This is a genomic window from Salmonella sp. SJTUF15581 (genome assembly GCF_043356775.1).
GTDB classification, from domain to species: domain Bacteria; phylum Pseudomonadota; class Gammaproteobacteria; order Enterobacterales; family Enterobacteriaceae; genus Salmonella; species Salmonella enterica.
The window spans coordinates 20,984-43,946 of sequence record NZ_JBEUJY010000012.1; the positions used below are offsets into that span (position 1 = coordinate 20,984).

24 protein-coding genes are annotated in these 22,963 nt (G+C 50.2%); 8 read left to right on the top strand and 16 right to left on the bottom strand.

The genetic code is table 11. The features are described from left to right. The 12 genes from ABVN36_RS18445 to yihU form a co-directional block, all read right to left on the bottom strand. The gene (locus ABVN36_RS18445) at positions 1–876 is read right to left on the bottom strand and encodes an STM4013/SEN3800 family hydrolase (RefSeq protein ID WP_023138869.1); all 876 of its coding nucleotides are present in this window, start codon (positions 874–876) and stop codon (positions 1–3) included. Then, positions 869–1,894 carry an STM4014 family protein gene (locus tag ABVN36_RS18450; protein ID WP_023888211.1) on the bottom strand — a complete coding sequence of 342 codons (1,026 nt, stop codon included), beginning with the start codon at positions 1,892–1,894 and terminating at the stop codon, positions 869–871. Before ABVN36_RS18450 ends, ABVN36_RS18445 begins: the two co-directional genes overlap by 8 nt. A gap of 12 nt (positions 1,895–1,906) precedes the next feature. Continuing rightward, entirely contained in the window at positions 1,907–2,755 is an 849-nt protein-coding gene (locus ABVN36_RS18455; RefSeq protein WP_023138870.1) for an STM4015 family protein, read from the bottom strand. 156 nt (positions 2,756–2,911) lie between these two features. Continuing rightward, entirely contained in the window at positions 2,912–3,604 is a 693-nt protein-coding gene (gene ompL / locus ABVN36_RS18460; RefSeq protein ID WP_000838827.1) for a porin OmpL, read from the bottom strand. 67 nt (positions 3,605–3,671) lie between these two features. Then, entirely contained in the window at positions 3,672–5,090 is a 1,419-nt protein-coding gene (locus ABVN36_RS18465) for an MFS transporter (protein WP_001112785.1), read from the bottom strand. A 45-nt stretch (positions 5,091–5,135) separates the two neighbouring features. Further along, positions 5,136–6,518 (bottom strand): MFS transporter, encoded by a 1,383-nt coding sequence (locus ABVN36_RS18470; protein ID WP_023138871.1) that lies wholly within the window; start codon positions 6,516–6,518, stop codon positions 5,136–5,138. A gap of 45 nt (positions 6,519–6,563) precedes the next feature. Then, complete coding sequence (locus tag ABVN36_RS18475) at positions 6,564–8,600, bottom strand: alpha-glucosidase (RefSeq protein WP_023138872.1); 2,037 nt, start codon at positions 8,598–8,600, stop codon at positions 6,564–6,566. 123 nt (positions 8,601–8,723) lie between these two features. Beyond that, a complete protein-coding gene (locus tag ABVN36_RS18480) occupies positions 8,724–9,599 on the bottom strand; it encodes a sulfite exporter TauE/SafE family protein (RefSeq protein WP_000345334.1) in 876 nt (291 codons plus the stop codon). An 88-nt stretch (positions 9,600–9,687) separates the two neighbouring features. After that, the gene (locus ABVN36_RS18485) at positions 9,688–10,590 is read right to left on the bottom strand and encodes an aldose-1-epimerase (protein WP_024131638.1); all 903 of its coding nucleotides are present in this window, start codon (positions 10,588–10,590) and stop codon (positions 9,688–9,690) included. 71 nt (positions 10,591–10,661) lie between these two features. Continuing rightward, on the bottom strand, positions 10,662–11,903 hold the full coding sequence (yihS, locus tag ABVN36_RS18490; RefSeq protein ID WP_000870940.1) for a sulfoquinovose isomerase: 1,242 nt from the start codon (positions 11,901–11,903) through the stop codon (positions 10,662–10,664). 15 nt (positions 11,904–11,918) lie between these two features. Beyond that, positions 11,919–12,797 carry a sulfofructosephosphate aldolase gene (yihT, locus tag ABVN36_RS18495; RefSeq protein WP_001067412.1) on the bottom strand — a complete coding sequence of 293 codons (879 nt, stop codon included), beginning with the start codon at positions 12,795–12,797 and terminating at the stop codon, positions 11,919–11,921. A gap of 22 nt (positions 12,798–12,819) precedes the next feature. Then, a complete protein-coding gene (yihU, locus tag ABVN36_RS18500; RefSeq protein ID WP_000268248.1) occupies positions 12,820–13,716 on the bottom strand; it encodes a sulfolactaldehyde 3-reductase in 897 nt (298 codons plus the stop codon). Between the two features lie 164 nt (positions 13,717–13,880). On the opposite strand from yihU, the gene ABVN36_RS18505 reads away from it, so the two are divergent. The 6 genes from ABVN36_RS18505 (at position 13,881) to fabY (ending at position 18,690) form a co-directional block, all read left to right on the top strand. After that, a complete protein-coding gene (locus tag ABVN36_RS18505; RefSeq protein WP_023138873.1) occupies positions 13,881–14,777 on the top strand; it encodes a sugar kinase in 897 nt (298 codons plus the stop codon). Between the two features lie 33 nt (positions 14,778–14,810). Next, positions 14,811–15,614, top strand: a complete 804-nt coding sequence (locus ABVN36_RS18510; RefSeq protein WP_023138874.1) for a DeoR/GlpR family DNA-binding transcription regulator — start codon at positions 14,811–14,813, stop codon at positions 15,612–15,614. A 190-nt stretch (positions 15,615–15,804) separates the two neighbouring features. Then, entirely contained in the window at positions 15,805–16,404 is a 600-nt protein-coding gene (gene yihX / locus ABVN36_RS18515) for a glucose-1-phosphatase (protein WP_000965695.1), read from the top strand. Continuing rightward, the gene (locus ABVN36_RS18520) at positions 16,398–17,270 is read left to right on the top strand and encodes a virulence factor BrkB family protein (protein WP_000921423.1); all 873 of its coding nucleotides are present in this window, start codon (positions 16,398–16,400) and stop codon (positions 17,268–17,270) included. The genes yihX and ABVN36_RS18520 overlap by 7 nt, the downstream gene beginning before the upstream one ends. Beyond that, positions 17,267–17,704: a D-aminoacyl-tRNA deacylase gene (dtd, locus tag ABVN36_RS18525; protein WP_000560969.1), complete on the top strand. Its 438-nt coding sequence runs from the start codon at positions 17,267–17,269 to the stop codon at positions 17,702–17,704. The genes ABVN36_RS18520 and dtd overlap by 4 nt, the downstream gene beginning before the upstream one ends. A gap of 44 nt (positions 17,705–17,748) precedes the next feature. Further along, positions 17,749–18,690, top strand: coding sequence for a fatty acid biosynthesis protein FabY (fabY, locus tag ABVN36_RS18530; protein ID WP_001518251.1), 942 nt, complete (start codon positions 17,749–17,751; stop codon positions 18,688–18,690). Positions 18,691–18,715: 25 nt separating this feature from the next. Here fabY and ABVN36_RS18535 read toward each other — a convergent pair whose 3' ends face one another. Beyond that, positions 18,716–19,630 carry an alpha/beta hydrolase gene (locus ABVN36_RS18535; RefSeq protein WP_023138875.1) on the bottom strand — a complete coding sequence of 305 codons (915 nt, stop codon included), beginning with the start codon at positions 19,628–19,630 and terminating at the stop codon, positions 18,716–18,718. A gap of 217 nt (positions 19,631–19,847) precedes the next feature. On the opposite strand from ABVN36_RS18535, the gene ABVN36_RS18540 reads away from it, so the two are divergent. Further along, positions 19,848–20,159, top strand: coding sequence for a hypothetical protein (locus ABVN36_RS18540; RefSeq protein WP_023138876.1), 312 nt, complete (start codon positions 19,848–19,850; stop codon positions 20,157–20,159). Next, positions 20,160–20,450 (top strand): DNA-binding transcriptional regulator, encoded by a 291-nt coding sequence (locus tag ABVN36_RS18545; RefSeq protein ID WP_000362050.1) that lies wholly within the window; start codon positions 20,160–20,162, stop codon positions 20,448–20,450. Positions 20,451–20,496: 46 nt separating this feature from the next. On the opposite strand, the gene fdhE is transcribed toward ABVN36_RS18545, so the two are convergent. Genes fdhE through fdxH form a run of 3 tightly spaced genes read right to left on the bottom strand, consistent with a single transcriptional unit; the run spans position 20,497 to position 22,957 of the window. After that, positions 20,497–21,426 (bottom strand): formate dehydrogenase accessory protein FdhE, encoded by a 930-nt coding sequence (gene fdhE, locus ABVN36_RS18550; RefSeq protein ID WP_023138877.1) that lies wholly within the window; start codon positions 21,424–21,426, stop codon positions 20,497–20,499. Beyond that, positions 21,423–22,058 (bottom strand): formate dehydrogenase cytochrome b556 subunit, encoded by a 636-nt coding sequence (fdoI, locus tag ABVN36_RS18555; RefSeq protein WP_000829025.1) that lies wholly within the window; start codon positions 22,056–22,058, stop codon positions 21,423–21,425. Before fdoI ends, fdhE begins: the two co-directional genes overlap by 4 nt. Then, the gene (fdxH, locus tag ABVN36_RS18560) at positions 22,055–22,957 is read right to left on the bottom strand and encodes a formate dehydrogenase subunit beta (protein ID WP_000331361.1); all 903 of its coding nucleotides are present in this window, start codon (positions 22,955–22,957) and stop codon (positions 22,055–22,057) included. Before fdxH ends, fdoI begins: the two co-directional genes overlap by 4 nt. Positions 22,958–22,963: the final 6 nt, after the last annotated feature.

The following is a 22,963-nucleotide window of genomic DNA, read 5'->3' on the forward strand; positions in this document are numbered from 1 at the left end:
TTAATGATTACAGCTCAGCAAGAAATGCATATAGGGAACGGTATTAACGATCGGATGATTAAAACTATGGAAATATTTCCCGTCTTCGCCATAGCAGGTACCGTGATCGGAACAGATAATAACGAACGTTTCGCCGCCGGTTTGGCGGAAAATGTTCAGTAATCCGTCGATGCGGGCGTCGATATAGCGTAGCGCGGCGGCATGGGTCTCAACGGTATCGCCAGGGGCCGCGCCCTCAACGTAAAAATGGTTAGGGTAATGAATCGTGTCGATATTGATATACATCATGACCGGTTGGCTGCCAACACGTTCGGCCATGATTTTCTGGATATAATGGATCTGGTTATCCATACTCTCTTTAACCGTACAGGCAAAGCGTGGATGCCAGTAACTCTCTTTAAACATCGACGGGAACACTTTTCCCATGCCGGAGCGGTTATTAAAGAAAGAGACGCCGCCAATACAGATGGTCTGGTAGCCTTTATTTTCCAGACTTTTTATCCATGTTGCGTCATCAAAGGCAAATGCATTTTTCGGCCCTTTACGACCAAGTCCGATATCTTTTGGGAAAAACAGCATGGTCTGATTAACGGTATCATCAATAGGTTTTGGCATAAAACCTGAAAACATGGCGTGATGCGAAGGCCAGGTAAAATTACCGGCCGCCTCGCATTTCGTCCATTGTCCATAATGATTAAGGTTTGGCGTATTTCCGGCGGTTTGTTCCTGAAGCGCAATATCGTAGCGTAACGAGTCCAGCACAATAAAAAGAATATGAGCGTTATTACTAATTAGCGTATTCATATCGAATTCGCCATCGCCTGTGTCAATCGACGCGTGTAGCGAGACGGGGACTTCATCCATTGAATTATACATTTTGCTTCCTCATGGCCCGGATTTGCGCCTGATAAATTAGATTATTCTGCTGCGCATCCTGATAAATCAAATCACCCTGGCCATTAATTTCAATAATATACGGCGTCAGGCTGGTAGTAAGTAAAACATCAATACCCGCTAAGCGAATGCCAGGAAAAAGCCGCATGGCATTTTGACAGAGCGTATCGATCTCAGTCGCTTTTGCGGCAGATAACTCCAGACTTTCGAAGCAGTAAGCCTGGTTTTGCAGATGTAAGTTAGTAATGGGCTGCGAGGAGGTTCTGACCACTCGCCAGATAATTTCGCCATCCAGGCAGACGATGCGTAAATCATAGGTTTTATGCTTTACGCTGGCTTTGGGCAGCCACTGTTCGACGAGGTTTTCCTGCTGAAGAACGCCATCAATAATGAGCTGGATATCTTCTTTCTGACGATACTGTTGGATTTTTTTGCTGTTAAATAGCTGTTGTCCTGATATGGCAATCGCGCTGTAAAGCACCTGCTTTATGCCATCAGGGTGGCGGCGCAAAGCGATAACGCCCGCCGCGCCAGAACCCAGCGAGGGCTTAATGAACACGCTGGCGACCCTTTTTTCCTCCATGATGGCGGTGAGCTGTGCAAAACTTTTTACGTCTTCCGCTACCAACGGCGGCGTGGGGATGCCGTGTTCCAGTAAGCGCCGCTTGCAGCGTTTTTTATCCAACAGGTGAATGAGGCCCGCCGGATGGTTAAGCCAGGTGACGCCAGGACGCGCCGCCATGTTCTGCAAAAAATGGATATAGTCCAGACCGATCGCGTTTATTTTGCGGATGTCAGTTTCACTGTGTACTGGCGGGTCGATTTTAACGATGCCAGAGGTCAGCGAAGCGTCCAGCGCTTGCGGATGAGTCAGCGCCGTGACGGATTCCCCAAGTACGGCGGCAGCCTGCATAAAATAATGCGTGCGCTTGCTCTGATGGGGGCCAATGAGCGTAATCACAATAAATCCCTTTATCGTTGAGTAGGGGAATGTGCACATTCCCCTACACAATCACTCGGTGTACATCGCATTCATATAAATATCGCCATCGTAATCATCAGGCTCCAGAGCTTCTGAAAGATTCAGGTTTATCGGCAGTGTGGCTTTTAGCTTTTCCTGCATCTCCGGCGTCAAATAGTGGTGGTGGAGATCGAGTGTTTCCAGATGCGCAATTCGGTCTTTATGCTCCAGCAGCGCCTCTGCGCCGTTGTCCGTTAAGGTACCGCATGAGAGTTCCAGCACGTTAAGCTGCGGCAGGATATTACTTTCCAGCACCCGGCGGGCGATATCATCCTGCTCTTCGCTGTTCATCAACCCCAGATGGGTGAGCTGAGGGAAAAGATCTTTCGATGCCAGCGCCATCACGTCATCCAGCGAACCGTCAAAACCGTATCCCTCTACGCCCAGGAAGAGCTTCAGCGTTTTTAATGCAGGGAGCTGCGCATTTTGTAGTTCGGCAAGTACGTTAGAAGGGATGCCGCCGGAAATGATTTCCAGGTGCTCCAGTTTCTCATGATGTATAGCGCCCAGTCGCAGATCCGACGCGCCTTTAATAATCAGTTCTTTCAGATTGGGTAACGCCGCATAGAGCCTGGAATAGTCACCTTGTTTAATCCAGGAGATCTCGCAGTCTTCGCTCTCCATATCACCGATAAACAGTGATTCCAGGTGAGAAAAGCGGGGGGCGTTATCCACAATCATATCAATAATAGGCTGGCAGGTTTCGTCTTCCCAACAATCACCCCAGTTACCAATGGTCAGTGAGCGAAGCTTTGGCAGATCTTCATCGGTTAAAATCAAATTAATGAGCTGTTCCTGGGTTAATTCATTGTCCCAATCAATATTAAATCGCTTATTCATTTGTTTCCCTTCTCTATAAGCATGAATATGGTAAAACGCTTTGTGAATATTATCATGGCGCTTAGAGGCGGGATATCGGGAGTCTGATTCAGGATGAATGAGCGGGCAGAACAACTACCCGCTGTGATGCAGATTCGGAAAATAGAGGCGATAATATCAGAAGAAATACTTCGCACCGATACGAATCTGGTTTTGCTCTCTATGGTAGGGGCCCACGTTACGATCTAACCAGCGTAATTCAAAATAGGGCAACCAGTGTTCATTGATACGATAACGGAAGGTATTGGTGATTTCCCAATGATGCTTCGTACCATTACTACTATTAAAATCATTAATATTATAAAAATAGTGTGGTTCAAAGGTATAAGAAAATTTATCGGTAATGATGAAATTCCAATAGTTACCGATTTCATAGCTGTCATTATTATCCAGTTCGCCATTCAAATCGGTTGAACTATAATTATTGTGATTATATCGGTTACGTACCGTAAGATTAAACCACGGGGTAAATTTATAGTTAACATCCAGATAGACGGCGCCGCCGGAACCAATGCTTTTGTCGTTTATTAACCCGCCAGGCTGGATGGTTAATTTATCTGTAGGTTTAAATAACGGATACCAGCCCTCAATCTCATTATAACCGTGCTTTAATTCATCATCACGCTGTAGCGTATAGGTATTGGTCAACATAATTCCGGCCCCCATATCGGAGTTATAGCCGACGCGCAGCATAAACTCCATTTGGTCAGACGCCAGGTTATAGGCCTCACGGTTTTCTACATAAGCGCCAGCAAAAACAGAGGTGGATATTACTGAAGTTAATATCACTAGAGTATTCAGAGATTTCATAATAAATCCATTTTTCAAATATAGGGAAGCCGCCATCCATTGGGATGGATAAAGCGGCAAGCGTCGTTTAATTATTTACAGTAGAAATACTTTGTTTATTATTAGTCGCGACAATTTGATTACCTGTTTTCTTTCGTTGGGCAATTTCCTCGATAATAAAAGCGAAACGTTGTTCATTGAGCTTATAAAAAAAGCCCATCGTTAGTGCTGCGATAATGGCAAGACCGCAAGGCCATAAAAAAATGAGCTGACGCAAACCAAGCAACGTGGTGTCACTTTGAGCTATGTTGGGGATATAACCGATTTGCGTCAGCATAATACCTGGCAAAAAGCCAGCAAGCGCAGCGGAAATTTTGCGGGAAAAGGTATAACCCGTATACACCGAGCCTTCAGCGCGAATACCCGTTTTCCATTCACCGTAGTCAACCGTATCCGGAACCAGCGCCCAGTTCAGGCTGTTGACGAAAGCGGTACCGAAGAAGGCGATACAAGAGAAAATGACAAAATAAAAGGAGTTATAACCCCAAAAATAATTTAAAACATCGCCCGCGGCCCATAAAAGCATACCTGCTAAATACACGCGTTTCTTGCCAAAGCATTTTACGGTCCAGGGAACTAACAAAACACCAATAATTACACAGCCCATACTAAAAAAACCCATCCAGGATAATAGGTTAATGTCATTTAGTACATATTGGGTATAATAAACCTGAATAGCGAGCTTGATATTAAATGCTGCTAGTGTACACAAATTTGCAATGCATAGAACTAATAGTGGTGGGTTGTGAAAAATTGCACAAAATGATTTGATGATGCTTGCCTTATGTCCCGGCGATGGGGGTTCAATGTAATGTTCTTTGGTTCCTTTATAACATAACATAATAAAAATGAAACCAAAGATAGAGAAAGTTAAGGCTGCATAACCATAACCAATGGTAGTTGTAGAGAATAAAGATTGAAGTGGAATAAAAGCAACCGTACAGATTAATAATCCTATTGTTGCCCCTCCCTGCCGGAAAGCTGCCAGTTGTGCGCGTTCATTTGGATTTTTTGTTATTGCTGGGATCATAGCGCCATATGAACAGTTCATTAGACTGTAAAACAGTCCGAATAACATAAATAGACCGGTAGCAATAGCGGTCTTTATCGGCAGACTAAATGTTGTAGCAATAAACTGAACTGTCGCAATAATTGCTGATGGTACTGCTGCATACAGAATGAAAGGTCTAAATTTCCCTCTGATTCCAATGTTTTTTTGAGAATCGAGAAGAAATCCGGTTAGCATATCTGTAAATGCAGTAAAGAATTTTGCTATGAGGAAAATAACCCCGCCATAATATGCAGGCATTCCTAGCTCATCTGTGTAAAACTTGAGCAAATATAATGTGCCAATGCTTAGCATTAGATTAGAGCCAATATCACCCGCACCGTAAGCGAGTTTTTCTCTCAAGCTTAGTTTTAGCGTTAGCGGATCATGGTCAGGCATAACCACTCCTTACAACGCCCCGAAGGGCATCAGTCATTATTATTGTTAAGCAGTACGTTTACGTACTTCTATTTCCTCAACGATACGTATGTACATTTTCTCGTTGAGGTTGTAAAAACAACCCATTGTAATCATGGCCAACACTGCGAGGGCACAAGGATATATGAAGATCAACTGACGTAATCCTTCAACAGTGCTGGTTGATTGCACCACGTTGGGTATGTAGCCAATTTGAGTAAGCATCCATCCGGGAAAAAATCCAGCCAACGCTTGGGACATTTTGCGAAAGAAGGTGAGCCCGGTATAAACGGTCCCTTCGGAACGAACACCTGTACGCCATTCACCATATTCCACTGTGTCCGAGACTAGCGCCCAGTTCAGGCTGTTGACGAATGCTGAACCAAAGAATGCCAGACAGGAGAAGGCCACGAAGCTCACCGAACTGTCGCCGAAGCTGTAGTTAAGCAAATCACCCACGGCCCAAATTAGCAGTCCGCCGATATAGACTTTTTTCTTACCAAAACGGCGTACAGCGGTAGGCATTAAAAATACGCCGATGAAGATACAACCCATACTGAAGAATCCCATATAGGACAACAGAATCGGATCGTTCAGCACGTACTGGGTGTAGTAGACCTGAATCGCCAGTTTGACATTAAATGCCGCAAGGGTGCAAAGGTTGGCGACGCACAGAATAAACAACGGGCGGTTACCGGCGATGGCGCGAAAGGATTGCAAAATTCCTGCTTTTTGTGCGGAATCAGCCTGTTTGACCTCGACATAACGCTCTTTGACACCCGCATAGCAAAGCCACATAAATAGCAGCCCGCATAACGAGAAAAGAGCAGCGGTTACGCCATATTGCAATTGTTGATTGCCTTCAATCAAATTCATTACTGGTACAAAAGCAACGGTGCCAATGAGAAGGCCTAAGGTGGATCCGCCCTGGCGCCAGGCTGCCAGCGAGGCACGTTCATTTGGATTTTTGGTTATAGCTGGCACCATCGCGCCATAAGAGCAGTTCATTAGGCTGTAGCATAATCCATACAGCATAAACAGCAGCGTTGCGACGACCGTTTTGCCCGTAATTTCTAACGGTGTTCCTATAAAGTTGGCTGTAGCCAGCAGTGCTACTGGGAATGAGCCATACAGAACGAACGGGCGAAATTTACCTTTCGGTCCTATTTTTCGCCGCGAGTCGAGCACAATACCAGTGCCCATATCGGCAAATGCGGTAAAGAATTTAGCGATTAAGAAAATAATCCCACCATAGGTTCCCGGAAGACCGAGGACATCTGTGTAGAATTTCAACAAATAGAGTGTGCCAATATCCAGCAGAATATTGGAACCCAGATCGCCTATGCCATAAGCTATTTTTTCTTTAAGCGGCAGGCGTAGCGTTGCCGGATCAGCAGAGGTCTGACTCATTATTTTTCTCCATCTGCCCGCAGGTTTCCCTGCGGGCGAGCCGTATTAGATATTCCGTAAAGAAGCAAAAAGTGAAGCCCACTCGCTCTTCGCGCGATAGAAGACCGGCGGCTTGCCAATGGGCGCATCCACGGTAATTTCACCGCCGTGGTGAGCTTCGCCGGTCCAGATATTCACCCAGTGATCTTCCGGCAGGTACAGCGTCCAGTCGCAACGCCCCTGCTCGTGAACCGGCGCGACCAGCAGATCCTGACCGAGCAGATATTGATATTTCAGGGTGTAGGTTGTGGCATCGTTCTCGTAGTGCAGGAATAGCGGACGCATGACCGGCAGACCGGTAGCCGCGTTTTGCGCCACCGCCTGCTTGAGATACGGTTTCAGGGTGGTAAAGACGGTGGTCATGCGGGCAAAGTGGGCAATAGTTTCCGCGTCGCCGTCGAACTGCCAGTTATCGCCGGGGCGGTTGCCTTCATGGGTGCGCATCATCGGCGTAAAGGCGCTGAAATCGCACCAGCGCAGCAGCAACTCTTTGCTGCGTTTCATGTCAAACAGGGTGGTGTAGCCGCCGATATCGCTGTGATGCAGACCATGGCCGGTCATCGCCAGCGACAATGCCGCAGGCACTACAGAGGCCAGACCATCATCAAGGCTCCAGTCAACGTTCTGGTCGCCTGCCCACATCATGGTGGAATATTTCTGACTGCCGGTGTAACCCGCACGCATAAAGAACAGGATCTCGCCGAGTTTGCCGGTCTCCTGTAGCGCTTCGTAGTTACATTTCGCCCACAGCGCAGGCCAGGCGTTATGCATGATCTCGGCGCTGACGCCGTTGTGCAGATACGTGTCGGTCGGCAGATATTCGCCGAAATCCGCCATCCAGCCGCTGCAGCCGAGCGCGATCATGTTCTTTTTGATGACGTCTTTGAACCAGTCGTAAGCTTCAGGATTGGTCAGATCGACCACGCCGCCATAGAATTCGCCAAACTCGACCAGATAGTCGCCGCCCGTGGCGTCTTTCGCCAGATAGCCGTGTTTCGCCGCCTCAGCGCAGAGGTCTTTATCACTGGCGACGTATGGGTTGATATAAGAGAGGAACTGTACGCCTTCTTCTTTCCACTGTTTGATCCGGCTATCCAGCTGTGGATAGTTGTCGCTATTCCACTTCCAGTTCCACATCACGCGCTTGCCAAAGGAGGTCATGCGGATACCGGACCAGTCCTGCGCCCAAATACCGTTCACTTTTACGCCTGCGTTGCGCATGGTATCCAGTTTTTGCTGGCAAACTTCCGTACCGCCCTGAATGCCTAGCGTGACGCCGTCATAAACCCAGTCCGGCAGCTCCGGCTGGCGGCCTAACAGCGCAGTCAGTTTTTCCAGCAGGGCGATGTAGGTGTCGGCACACTCAAAACGCAGCGTAGTTTTATCTTCCCACAGCGCCAGTTCGTGATACTCCGGCGCGCTGAAGTCGAAATTCATATAGCAGCTATTATCGACGTGGCAGTAATACTTCTGAGTGCTGACAAAGGTTGGCTGGGGGAAGAAGGTCCAGTAATAGTCGCCGCCGGCGTTCTCTTTACAGTCTGCCTGCCAGGTGACATAGCTGGTTTTATTACGGCCAACGCCCTGTTCGCTGGTCCACAGCGGGAACGGCTTGCCGCGCAAATCGAAATAAGAGAACTGTTCGCCGCAGCCGTAGATATGGTCGTCTGGATTAGCCGCGAGGCGTAACCAGATACGGTTATGGTGCAGGTCGTCGTTTTGCAGATCCAACGTCAGGCGTCCCGCCTCATCGGCGGAGATGCGGAGGGTGGCGCTAATTGTTGCGCCACGGCTGAATTGTACCAGCCAGCCGTCGGGTAGCTCGCTGACCGTGGCCTCTGTTAATGCAATCTTCTCGTTAAGTTTGTCTTTGATGCTGAAGTTGCCGCGGAACATATCAATGTCGGCAACGCCCGCGCCAATCCACAGACAGGGGTTTTCGGCGCTGTGGCGTAAAATCAGGCGCTGGTGGTACGTCAGCGTAAAGCCCTCAATGTTCTTTTCTATCAGGACAGAGGATAAATGCTTACTTTGCGTGCTCATAAAATATTCTCCATGAAATTGAGGAACGCGAGCATACTGATTGTTTATGATTCGTTATTATTCATTAGCCTTAAATAGTTATGCGCTACTCTTGAAGTAGCGCCTGAACAAAGCAAGCACTTATTATTTGCTGGCATCCACTTTACGAATCTCAGCAATTTTTTTGCCTAAAAGTATTTGTAATATTGCCAACAGTACAAATGGTGGTAGAAGCGCAGTAGCCGCTGAAACACCTAATGCACCTTTTATTAACATTGCACCCGAAGCAATTAATAATAAAAATACTAAAACGCGGAATACTTTTACCGAAATACGCTTATGAACATATTGCCCGACTAAGGAACCGAGTATCATGGTAGGGATACAGAAAATAACCAGTTTAAATGTTGAAATTGTTAATATTCCACTGGTTGCCAGGCCGCCGACAACTGCAATGTTGTTTGCCGTAAAGAATGCATTCAGCGTACCGCGAAAAGCGGCTGGGCCAAGGTTACGTAGCATTCCATACATCACAACTGGCGGTCCATTTGTGGAAAAGGCCGCTCCTAGCGCCCCAGCTATCGCCCCTAACGGTGCAGCAATCCAACGTCTGTCATAGATGGGTAGACGGGGAATAAACATACTGTAGAATGAGTAGAGAATAAGAAAACCACCCAATCCTATTTTCATTATGTGATCAGGTAGATAGGAAAGTGCATATAAACCTACCGGAATGCCAAGAAAAGAGAAGCCGATAAGAACGGCAGCCGATCGCCAGTCCGTTTCTTTACGAGATAACCATGTGGCATAAATGGCGGTCGCTGTTCCGACAATAACAGAAAGTGGTGTTGCCATTTTTACAGGTAGCATTAGGGTTATGAGCGGCATGGTAGTCAATCCACCACCAAAGCCAGCACATATTCCTACGAATGTATAAAGAAACATTAAGGCGATAACGGTGTATATAACACCAGGTTCCAACATCACGCCATCAGGTGTAAATAAATTAAAGAAATCCATTATAATTCCTTCATTATCAAATTCTAAAATATTACTTTGACTGTTTTAAGTCAGGGTAATAGGTATCCTGCACAAATAAATACATGAACTATATGCATTCACCACAAATATTAAAAAACAATATATGCTGTTGTTTTGGTTTAAGTAATAGTAAGTCGATCCCAGAATTAAAGGCATTCGGCGGACAACTCATCGGTTCGATAGCTAATCCCCGGCGATTCAACTTTTCGCCACTATAGACCTGAAGCCACGGTTGATCGGAACATAAACTAACAGCCAGTTCCTGTTGATGGTTAATAATTTTCGCCTCCCATCGCTCGCTGTAAGTTTTGAAAGTATGATCAATCCGTTTATCACCAATTTTTTGTTGGATGGAATAGTCCAGATTCAGCTCATCGACGCGTAGTAACGTTGATGAGTTAGACTGTGTATCGAAAGCAAAAACCTCTTTTGCAGGAAGTTGCAGCGTATAATCATCAACAGGTGCTAAGTCACAGGTTAAATAGGGGTGAACACCGACGCCATAAGGTGCTGGTTTATCGCCGATATTTTGGCTAATTATTTCAACGGACAGCCCTGTTGTTGCGTCCAGTGAGTAAATAACCTGCGAAATCAATGCGAATGGGTAGCCATAGCTTGGCGGTAAAAATATGGAGAACGAGGCTTTTGTGGCTGTTAATTCATCAACTTGCCAGTCTCTCCATGCAAGCAAGCCGTGAATAGCGGCGTTAGAGCCATGTTCATTAATCGGCAACTGATACTCATGCCCATCATGCTGATAGATACCATTGGCAATACGATTTGGCCAAGGGATTAATACCTTACCAAGATGAGCAAGAGGCATCTCTTCTGGTTTATGAGGTATAACCAGATGCTTGCCCTGCCAGGTTAATTCGGCAAGACCGGCACCCACTGAAACTATTTGCGCCCGGTAATCACCTGCAGCGAGTAATATCGTATTCCCACCACTATGCATACATATCACCTTAATATTAGATACCCTTACTAAACAACGGCATATGCAATGTTCATTTGCTGATATGCCGTCGTTACCAGGCTTATTTATTTCGCATTGATATCTAACAAACCTGCTGCTACGGCTGGTGCCAGCCCTGGAGCGAGCGGGATGCGTGGAATTACCAGACAGTGCAGAAGATGGTATATATCCTGCTTACCGTCCCAGACTTTAGTGGTCACCTTGTTGTCAGCATCCAATTCTTGCCACCAGGAACCATTTTCATAGTCCATCAGGTATTTAATGCAGTAATCCCACCATGTTTGATACCAGGTTTCGTATTGACGATCCCCTGTTACGGTATAGAGGGCATAGGCTGTCCCCATCGCTTCTACAATTGGCCAGCGTACACGTTCACGTACAACGGGTTTCCCTTCCCAATCAACGGTATACACAATGCCGTCTGCTCCATCTGGAGCCCAGGCATCACGTACCGTAGCGTGGAACAAACCTTTCGCGTCTTCCAGCAGCCATGCAGGGGGTTGTTCGCATCTGGCTTCCAGTGCTGCGTGGATATGCAGCATTAAGCGACCCCATTCGATCCAATGACCTGGAGTACCGCCAAATGCACGGAAACGGTGTGCTGGATTTTCTTTGTTATAGTCGCGGATAGGATTCCACTGTGAATCGAAATGTTCATTAACACGGTAATGATTATTTCTGGCTACATCATGAATAATGACTGATGCGATTCTGATAGCGCGATCCAGCCATTTTTTGTCATGGGTAACGTCATAAACAATCAGGAACGCTTCGACGGCGTGCATATTGGCGTTACCGCCACGGTAATCTTCGGTTTTGCTAAAGGCTTCGTCCCAGGACTCCAGGCACATCTGCTCTTCTTCACTCCAGAAGTATTTCTCAATCACTTCTATGGTGTAATCCAGCAATTTCCTGGCTTCAGGGTGCCCGGTCGTGACGGCGCTGGCCGCGCCCAGCAAGGCGAAGAAGTGTTGATAACCCTGTTTAGAGGCATCCACCACGCCCTGATCGTTAACGCAGGCATACCAGCCGCCGTATTTTTTATCGCGCAGCGCGCCGTTCATGGCTTTGATGCCGTGATCAACCAGATCATAAGCGCCCGGTCGGCCCATCGACGCCGCCACGGAATAAACGTGCAACATACGCGCCGTGATCCAAAGATGGGTGCCCATCTCTTCTTTAATTTGCCCTTTATTTCCCAGCCAGCCGAAGCCTGTCGGCACCACGGCGTTTTTACCGAAATTAAAGATGCGGTCGGTTTCCTGCTCCAGCCAGCGGTTGTGGCTCAATGTGTTAAACCATTTCATTCTTTCATCCTCGTATTAGCGGCGACAAGCCATCATTTCATCGACAATGTCACCTAAACGTTGCAATTTAGGCGCGGAAACATCACGTAGCATCAGCTCGGTATCCGGTAGACCAATCACTGATGACCAGACCGCGCGTCCCGCCAGGAACCCGGATGCGCCAGCTTCCATGGCGACCCTGACTGCGCGAGGGAACAGTTTTTCGTCCACACCGGAAGAGAGGATGACCCACGGCATATTGATATGCCCATTCAGGCGTTGTGAGGCGGTAAGAAGATCGGAACGCGCGCCTTTGCCGTAGAGCGGCATTTCAACTTTGTAAAGATCAGCGCCGCTGTCGCCCAGCTCTTTGGCCGCATCGATAATCGCCTGCTCGCGATCGAACTTGTCGCCGCAGCGCGGCGGACGTACAACCGGTTCGATAATGCTCAGCAAACCATTGGAGTGGCATAATTCATTGAATTCTTTGACCATATCCAGACGCTGCTGCGCGTCTTCGTCGCTGCGCCACAGCACCAACAGTTTTAAGGCTTTCGCGCCATCCCGTTTTACCGCCTGCGCATTAATTTTTTTATCAATGACCACGTTATCAACGGGAATACCGTTGCCCGGGATGAAATCATCCGCCGCGACGATCATGGCGCAGCTTTTAGCGACCGCGTTTTGTTCTACGGCCTGGCGATAACAGAACTGCTGATCCAGCAGAACGGCAGAGGCATACGGGGAAAGAATTTTCGCCGCATTCACTTTGAAATCCGTCAGCACGCTATCGGCAACGGGTGTTTTCGCACCAGCAGCAGCAAACATTAAACGCATCGCCTCGCGCTGATCGACAGCCAGCATGGCAAACCCGCCGGACGCTCGCGTAATGTCTTTGATGGTGTAGTTGTTCATTCAATTTTCCTTTATACAGTCGTTACTTTTTTACGTTGGCGGTCAGCCCGGCGCTGATGCGCACCTGTTCCAGGATGGCGCTCCAGTCTTCCCGACCGCGGCCTGCGGCCCGCGCCAGGTTATAAACTTCACGGGAGGCGGCGCCGAGCGGCATCGGTACGTGCAGTTGATTGGCGACATCCAACGCGATGCCAAGATCTTTGTGCGCCAGATCGATCATGAAGGCGGGAGACAGATCTCCTTTCATCACTTTATTCGGCCAGGTGGTGGTGAAATGCCCTTTGCCTGCGGCAGTGCCGCTCATCACTTTTAAAGCCACGTCGAAGGAAAGCCCCAGCGCTTCACACAGCACGGCGGCTTCGGCGGAGAGCGCATTTAGCGCAATACTCATGTAGTTGTTGATCAGTTTTACGCGAATACCCATTCCCGGGCCGCCGGTGTTGACCAGCTCATTACCCATCGCCATCAGAACAGGGGTAGCACGCTCTACTTGCTCCGCCGTACCGCCTGCCAGCAGCAACAATGTGCCGGTAATCGCGTTGTCGGATGTCCGGCCTACCGGCACATCCATCATGCTGAACCCTTTGCTCTGCATGTCGGCAATCAGCTTATCGGTTTGCAACGGATGAATAGTGGACATATCAATGACCAGCGCTTCACGGGAAAGAGTTTCACAAACGCCTTGCTCGCCAAACAAAACGGAACGAACCAGATCGCCGTTCGGGAGCATGGTGATAACAAATTCAGCGCCGATGGTTGCCTGAGCCGGGCTGCTTGCAGGTTGCGCGCCTTTGTCTACCAGACGCTGTACGGCGTCGGGATTAACATCGAAGACGCTGAGTTGATGGCCCTGCTTTAGCAGATTGCTCGCCATAGGGGAGCCCATCTGTCCCAACCCGATAAATGCTATAACTGCCATATCGTTCTCCTGAACACGGTGGTGTCATTTTTTGTCATTAATGAGCCTTTTTATGTCTGTTTGTGATCGTATTTGTAATTTATAGTCAAAAAATTGACAGCCGTCACTTTTTAAACATTTCGTGAAATTAAAATGAGCACATCGAAAATGCTTGAGGAATGACCATGGTTCGTATTGCTTGTGTAGGTATTACCGTGATGGATCGCATCTATTACGTGGAAGGATTACCGACAGAAGGGGGTAAATATGTGGCGAAGCGCTATACGGAAGTGGGCGGCGGGCCTGCGGCGACCGCTGCCGTGGCTGCGGCGAAATTGGGCGCGCAGGTGGACTTTATTGGCCGTGTGGGCGATGACGACACCGGAAACAGCCTGCTGGCGGAACTGGAATCCCTGGGGGTAAATACCCGCTATACCCGCCGCTACACGCAGGCCATGTCGTCGCAGTCAGCGATTATGGTGGATGCCAAAGGAGAGCGGATTATCGTTAATTATCCCAGCCCGGATTTATTACCTGACGCCGACTGGCTTAACGACATCGATTTTTCGCAGTGGGATGTGGTGTTGGCGGATGTGCGCTGGCATGACGGCGCAAAACAGGCGTTTACGCTGGCGCGTCAGGCTGGCGTCATGACTGTTCTTGATGGCGATATTACGCCGCAGGATATTAGCGAGCTGGTGGCATTAAGCGACCACGCCGCCTTCTCCGAGCCAGGGCTGGCACGCCTGACGGGGATGAGCGAAGCCATTGATGCGCTAAAAAAAGCACAAATGCTCACAAATGGACATGTCTATGTCACGCGAGGCAGTGAAGGCTGCAACTGGTTGGAAAAAGCGGCGGTACGCCACCAACCGGGTTTTATCGTGGAGGTGGTGGATACTACCGGCGCGGGCGATGTTTTTCATGGCGCACTGGCATTTGGCCTGGCAAGCGGATACGCCATCGAAGAGGCTGTCAGATTCGCCAGCGGCGTTGCCGCGCTGAAGTGTACGCGCCCGGGTGGCCGGGCGGGTATCCCTGATTGTGAGCAAACCCGATCTTTCTTGTCACTTTTTGTATAATATGAGCAGTAGGAAGCTTTTAGAGGAATGCTCATGAGTCTTACCGAACTGACCGGTAATCCGCGACACGATCGGCTGATAATGCTAATTGATGAGCGCGGCTATATGAATATCGATGAGTTAGCCAGTTTGTTGGAGGTCTCTACCCAGACGGTTCGCCGCGATATTCGTAAATTAAGCGAGCAGGGGCTGATTACGCGTCATCACGGCGGCGCTGGCAGAGCGTCCAGTGTGGTCAATACCGCCTTTGAGCAGCGAGAGGTCTCCTGGACGCAAGAGAAAAAAGCCATTGCGGAAGCCGTGGCTGACTATATTCCAGATGGCTCCACGATATTTATCACGATTGGAACGACGGTTGAGCAGGTGGCGCGCGCGCTGCTCAACCATAATCATCTGCGCATTATCACCAATAGCCTGCGCGTCGCGCACATTCTTTATAATAACCCTCGCTTTGAAGTGATGGTGCCTGGCGGCACGCTGCGCCCGCATAATAGCGGCATTATCGGGCCATCCGCGGCGGCGTTTGTCGCGGGGTTCCGGGCGGACTATCTCGTCACCAGCGTAGGCGCGATAGAGAGCGATGGCGCGTTACTGGAGTTTGATGTCAACGAAGCCAGCGTAGTGAAAACCATGATGGCCCACTCGCGACATATTTTGCTGGCCGCCGATCATACGAAATACCATGCTTCTGCGGCGGTTGAGATCGGCAATGTGTCACAGATTACCGCTCTGTTTACGGACGAGTATCCCGGTCCGGCATTACAGAATTTACTTCAATCCCAGCAAATCGAAGTGGTTCAGGTGAGTCCTTCGCTGGACGACGCCGTTTCAGCGTGACAAGCGTCCTTGCGCCGGATGGTCGCGTCAGTGCTTTATCCGGCCAATAAAACGGCGCTGTGATGCAGGCGATATTGGGCATCGTCTGCGTTTCTATTGTCTTTTTGTTAATTGATTTATAAAGGGATACATAGTCAAACTTCTCCTTTCCCGCTACAGTTATTCATCCCCGGTTAGCAAGGAGAATGACATGCTCTACATCTTTGATTTAGGTAATGTGATTGTCGACATCGACTTTAACCGCGTATTAGGTGTGTGGAGCGATCTGAGTCGAGTACCGCTGGCTTCGCTGAAGCAAAAATTTACGATGGGCGAGACTTTTCACCAACATGAACGCGGTGAGATAACGGACGAAGCGTTTGCTGAAGCTTTCTGTCATGAAATGGCGTTATCGCTCAGTTATGAACAATTCGCGCACGGCTGGCAGGCGGTATTTGTCGGATTACGGCCCGAAGTGATTGCTATCATGCATAAACTGCGCGAGCAGGGGCATCGCGTGGTGGTGTTATCCAATACTAACCGACTGCATACCCACTTCTGGCCGGAGGAATACCCGGAGGTGCGCGCTGCCGCCGACCATATCTATTTATCGCAGGACTTGGGAATGCGTAAGCCGGAAGCGCGTATTTATCAGCACGTCCTGCAGAAAGAAGGTTTTTCCGCTGCCGATGCGGTCTTTTTCGACGACAATGCCGATAATATAGAAGGGGCCAACCAGTTGGGGATCACCAGCATTCTGGTGAAGGATAAAGCCACCATCCCTGACTATTTCGCGAAGCTGTTATGCTAAAAACCGTTCACCAAAAAGCTGGACGCCATACGCGCCCTGTTCGGGCCTGGCTCAAGCTATTATGGCAGCGTATCGATGAGGATAATATGACGACTTTGGCGGGAAACCTCGCCTATGTCTCATTACTCTCCTTAGTACCGCTTATTGCCGTCGTTTTTGCCCTTTTCGCTGCTTTTCCGATGTTTTCTGATGTCAGCATTCAGTTACGCCATTTTATTTTTGCTAACTTTATGCCAGCCACCGGAGACGTGATTCAGCGCTATATTGAGCAGTTTGTCGCTAATTCCAACAAAATGACGGCGGTGGGCGCCTGTGGACTGATTGTGACGGCATTGCTGTTGATGTACGCCATTGATAGCGCCTTAAACACTATCTGGCGCAGCAAACGCACACGGCCAAAAGTGTACTCTTTTGCGGTGTACTGGATGATCCTCACGCTCGGCCCGCTTCTCGCCGGTGCCAGCCTGGCGATCAGCTCCTACCTGCTTTCTTTACGCTGGGCCAGCGATCTGAATACGGTCATCGACAATGTATTGCGCATCCTTCCGCTGCTGCTCTCGTGGATCTCATTCTGGTTACTTTACAGTATTGTCCCAACAACTCGCGTACCGAACCGTGACGCCCTTGTCGGCGCGTTTGTCGCAGCGTTGCTGTTCGAGGCCGGAAAGAAAGGTTTCGCGCTTTATATCACCATGTTCCCGTCATATCAGCTCATTTATGGCGTACTTGCAGTGATCCCTATCCTGTTTGTCTGGGTATACTGGACCTGGTGTATAGTCTTGCTTGGCGCAGAAATAACTGTCACTCTCGGGGAATACCGAAAACTCAAACAAGCCGCAGAACAAGAAGAAGCTGACCAACCATGATTGCATTAATTCAACGCGTAACCCGTGCCAGCGTCACCGTGGAGGACGAGGTGACGGGTGAAATCGGCCCAGGACTTTTGGTGTTATTGGGTGTCGAAAAAGAAGATGACGAACAAAAAGCGAATCGTCTGTGCGAGCGCGTGCTGGGATACCGTATCTTCAGCGATGCTGACGGCAAGATGAATCTGAATGTACAACAGGCTGGCGGCAGCGTGCTGGTGGTATCGCAGTTTACGCTGGCGGCAGATACCGAGCGCGGTATGCGACCAAGCTTTTCTGGCGGGGCTGCGCCGGATCGCGCGCAGGCGCTTTATGAATATTTTGTCGAACGCTGCCGCCAGCAGGCGATAAACACGCAAACCGGACGCTTCGCTGCCGATATGCAGGTTGAGCTGGTTAATGACGGTCCCGTGACATTCTGGCTCCAGGTATGAGTCAGCTTCCGGCGTGGCCGCGGATAACAAGAGAGAGTACGGCTATGTATCACCTTCGAGTTCCGCAAACAGAAGAAGAATTAGAACGTTACTACCAGTTTCGCTGGGAGATGCTGCGTAAACCGCTGCACCAGCCGAAAGGGTCGGAACGGGATGGCTGGGATGCGTTGGCGCACCATCAAATGGTGGTGGACGAAGAAGGAAATTTAGTTGCAGTGGGCCGCCTGTATATCAATGCAGATAACGAGGCGTCTATCCGTTTTATGGCTGTACATCCCTCGGTACAGGATAAAGGGCTGGGGACATTAATGGCGATGACCCTGGAGTCTGTCGCCCGCCAGGAAGGCGTTAAGCGCGTCACCTGCAGCGCGCGCGAAGATGCGGTTGAGTTCTTTGCCAAACTCGGATTTGTCAATCAGGGGGAGATTACTACGCCCACAACCACGCCAATCCGCCATTTTCTGATGATTAAACCGGTAGCATCGCTGGATGATATCCTGCATCGCGGCGACTGGTGCGGGCAGCTTCAGCAGGCCTGGTATGAGCACATTCCATTGAGTGAAAAGATGGGGGTGCGCATTCAGCAGTACACCGGGCAAAAATTTATCACCACGATGCCGGAAACCGGTAATCAAAATCCGCATCACACGGTGTTTGCCGGCAGCCTGTTTTCCCTGGCGACGTTGACTGGATGGGGACTTATCTGGCTGATGCTCCGTGAACGCCACCTGGGCGGGACGATTATTCTTGCTGACGCCCATATTCGCTACAGTAAACCCATTAGCGGAAAGCCAAACGCCGTGGCTGATTTGGGGTCGCTAAGCGGTGATTTGGACAGGCTGGCGCGGGGTAAAAAAGCGCGTGTCCAGTTGCAGGTTGAACTGTTGGGCGGTGAGACCGCAGGGGCAATTTTCGAAGGCATTTATATCGTACTACCTGCGAAACCGTTCGGCCCGTATGAAGAGGGCGGGAATGAGGAGGAGTAGTGTGAGCCCGCACTCCTGATGCTATTTATTCACGAGTGGCCGCGCGCCAGGCCACGTCGCGTATTGCGTCCCGCGCCGTCTTGCTCACGCCGCCCAATTGGAAAAACCCGTGGATAACACCGAGATAGCGCTGGCAAGTACACGCCACGCCCTGGTCGTTCAGACGGTGATATAGCGCTTCGCCTTCATCACGCAGTGGGTCGAACTCTGCGGTGAGGATATGCACCGGCGGTAAACCGGCAAAATCTTCACGCCATATCGGACTGGCTTCCGGGTGGCGGAGGTCGGTACCCTGGAGATACATTTCGAAACCCGATAACAGCGTATCGCGGGTGATGATGTAGTCTTGCCCGTTGCTGGCATAGCTGGGGAAACTGGCAGTAGCGTCAAGCATCGGGTAGATCAACAGCAGCTTCGCCGGAGACCAGTGGGCGGTGGATTTCAGGCGTAGCGCGCTGACCAATGCCAGGTGCCCGCCTGCGCTGTCGCCAGCAAGCGTGATACGTTCACGATCGATGCCTAACTGCTCCGCGTATTGATGGACGATATTGGCCCCGCGTTCAGCGTCGTCATGAGCCGCAGGGAAGGTGTGTTCTGGCGCAAGACGATACTGAATGGCAATCACCTTATAGCCGCTTTTCCAGGCCAGTTGCCGTAGCTGGGGGTCATGAGTCAGAAAGCCGCCGCTAACAAAACAGCCGCCGTGATAGTAGAGGATACAGGGTAGAGAACCGGATGCGTTTGGCGGCGAAACGACGCGAAATGTCATCCCTTCCAGCACGATATCTTCCGAACTCACCCGAATTTCTTTCTCACCCGCCAGCGACGTGCTGGCAATATAACCCGCTCTCCGATCATCAATATTCTGCTCTCGTGAAGAAGGGCGGCCCGCAGCGATAAACCCGGCGACCAGTTCGGCAATTCCTTTTTCCAGTGGCATATAAGGCTCCTTAAGCTGTATGTATGTACAGTTTATAACCTGGTTCGTTGGGGATGGAAAGTGGTGAAACGAGGGGATGATGATTCTGGATAGAGGTTCGCAAAAAATGGAATGCGGTTGGCGCTGGGTTTTTAATTTTTGTACTGTGAAACGATGATGCTATACGCCATTGACGTATAGATTGTTTTCACTACTATAAGCCAATGGCGTATGGAATATGCAATTCATAGAAACGGAACTCTTTACTGAAGATGTTAAAAAACTGCTCGATGAGGATGAATACCATAAGCTTCAGGTTTTTATGGCTCAGCATCCAGATTGTGGTGATGTCATTCAGGAAACGGGCGGCCTGAGAAAAATGCGCTGGGGATCGCGAGGCAAAGGAAAGCGTAGTGGCGTGCGAATTATCTATTTTCACCGTAGTCAACGGTATGAGATTCGCTTGCTTCTGATTTATCAAAAAGGCATTAAAGATGATCTCACGCCGCAGGAAAAAGCGGTGCTTCGTATGCTGAATGAGAGGTGGTAGATGGATAAAGTGTTATTTGAGCGATTAACTCAAAGTATGTCTCAAATGAATGAAATCATTGAAGGGACCCGTGAACCTTCTCGTACCTTTCATATTGATGCAATGAAGATTAAAGAAATACGGCAGGCATCTGGGTTGTCGCAATCTAAGTTTGCAGAGCTGATTTCGGTCAACGTGGATACGCTGCGCAACTGGGAGCAAGGAAGACGTTCACCGACAGGGCCAGCCAAAGCGTTACTTCGCGCCATTGCCAACGACCCGAGAAACGTTATACAAGCATTGCGTTATTGAGCAATGATCCGGCTAACGTAGATTGCTAGCCGGTATACCAGAGAACTTATTCCCCTTCCCCCGGGAACAGGAACGGGTTGATGGAACTGCGGGCGAAGCCCTCCTGTTCCATGCGCGCGTCCAGCACCAGCGAGGCGAGGTCGTCGGCCACTGCTTCCACTTTCGGGTCTTTTTCCTGATAGAGAATCTTCAGGTAAGTCCCGCAATCGCCGCAGCTTTCGGCTTTCACCGCAGCCTGCTCATTTTCCAGCGACCAGTAGTGTAAGTCGCGGCTCTGTTCGCAGTTACTGCATTTTACGCGCACGACATGCCATTCGGTTTCGCACAGGTTACAGTGCAGATAACGCAGCCCCTGCGTGGTGCCGATCTGCACCATGCTGGAGACCGGCATCGAACCGCACACCGGGCAATACTGGCGCGCTTCACCGTATTCCGCGCGGGCTTTGCCTGGAATCAAGCTGGCCATTTGCGCCCAGTAAAGGGAGAGCGCGGCCCAGATAAACGGGGCTTTATCGCTGCTGACGGAGGCAAAATCCGAGGCAAACAGCGCGCTGGCCATCTGCTCCAGCTCCTGCTCTGAGGCTTTCTCCAGGTTCTCAATCACCGCCAGCGCGGGGCCGCTCATCTCGGGTTTTAGCTCGGCAATCAACGAATGCAGCAGTTTTTGCCAGTGCTTATCACGCGGCAGCACGTGGATATCCAGCGGCGGCTTGCCCTGGTTGTTCGCTTCTTTAATGCGTGCGGTCAGATCCATCTCCAGCGGATGGTCGTACAGCACCACTTCCTGCGCGTGCGCGATAAGCGCGGCAAAGCGCAGGTAATCGCCCAGCGGGTTATTTTCAGCCAGCTCGCGTAAACGTTCGGCGCGGCGGTTGTAGACGTTTTTGAGTCGGGGGAACAATAACGGCGGAATCATATCCGCCGTACGTTTCTCGCTCGACCCCAGCTCATCTTGCGGGATTATGCGAATACTCATTCAGTTTCTTTTTCCGTTGTCTTGCGGACTTCTCGGTACCAGCGCGGGTGATGTTTCTTCGCCCACGACCGGGTTACCCAGCCTTCCACCATCGCGGTAATGGTGCCTTTCACCCAAAGGGCGGCGTAGATATGCACCATGATAACCACAATTAACGCTACTGCGGCAAAAGAATGCAACATTAACGCGAATCGGATCACCGGGATTGAGAAAGCAGGCGCAAAGTACGGACGCCAGATAATTACCCCGCTCACCAGCAGCAGCACCAGGAAGATAATCGCCGCCCAGAATACGCATTTCTGACCGAAGTTATAACGCCCGGTGTCACCCACTTCCTCGTTGACGACGATCTTACGAATATTCTTCGCCCAAAAGATATCATCCCGATTGATTAGATTGTGGTGCCAATAACGGAAAAACATGATGATGAACGAGGCAAACATAACCACGCCCACAAACGGGTGCAGAATTCGCGCCAGTTGTGGGGTGCCCAGGATATGCATCAACCAGTTGAAGGATGGGAATAAAAAGCCCAGCCCGCTCACCGCCGCCAGCACGAAGCAGAAGGCGACGATCCAGTGGTTGATGCGTTCCGGCGCCGTATAGCGCACGATGGTGTCACGTCGTTTCATTTGCGCACCTCGTCTTTCTCTTCATGCAGGTTGTCATCTTCCTCTTCCGCACGGTTCGGGCCGACGCCGACATAGTGGAAGACGCTGGCGGCAAAGGTCGCGGCAAAACCGAACGCGGCGAGCGGTTTCCAGACGCCTTTCCAGAACTTAACGGTTTCGCTGATTTCCGGGTTTTCCGGCAGACCGTGATACAGATTCGGCTTGTCGGCATGATGCAGCACGTACATGACATGCGTACCGCCTACGCCCGCCGGATCGTACAGACCCGCGTTGTCATAACCACGGGTTTTTAGTTCCGCCACACGCTCGCCCGCCAGCGTTTTCATATCCTCTTTCGAGCCAAAATGAATGGCGCCGGTTGGACAGGTCTTCACGCAGGCCGGTTCTTGCCCCACGGTCACGCGGTCAACGCACAGCGTACATTTATAGACGCGGTTGTCTTCCGGGTTGAGGCGCGGCACGTTGAACGGGCAGCCAGCGATACAGTAGCCGCAGCCGATACACTGCTCGGACTGGAAGTCGACAATACCGTTAGCGTACTGAATGATCGCCCCTTCCGCCGGACATGCCTTCAGGCAGCCGGGATCGGCGCAGTGCATACAGCCATCCTTACGGATCAGCCACTCCAGTTTGTCGTTCTGTTCCACTTCCGAGAAGCGCATCACCGTCCAGGATTTCGCGGTCAAATCAGCCGGGTTGTCATACACCCCGACGTTATTGCCCACTTCATCACGGATGTCGTTCCACTCGGAGCACGCCACCTGACACGCTTTACAGCCGATACAGGTGGTGACGTCGATGAGTTTCGCCACCTCTTCCTGGTGGTCCCGCGCCTGGGGCGCGGGGGTGAAACCGTTAGTGGCGGAACGACGAATGATGTCTTGCGATTGATAAGCCATAGGTCG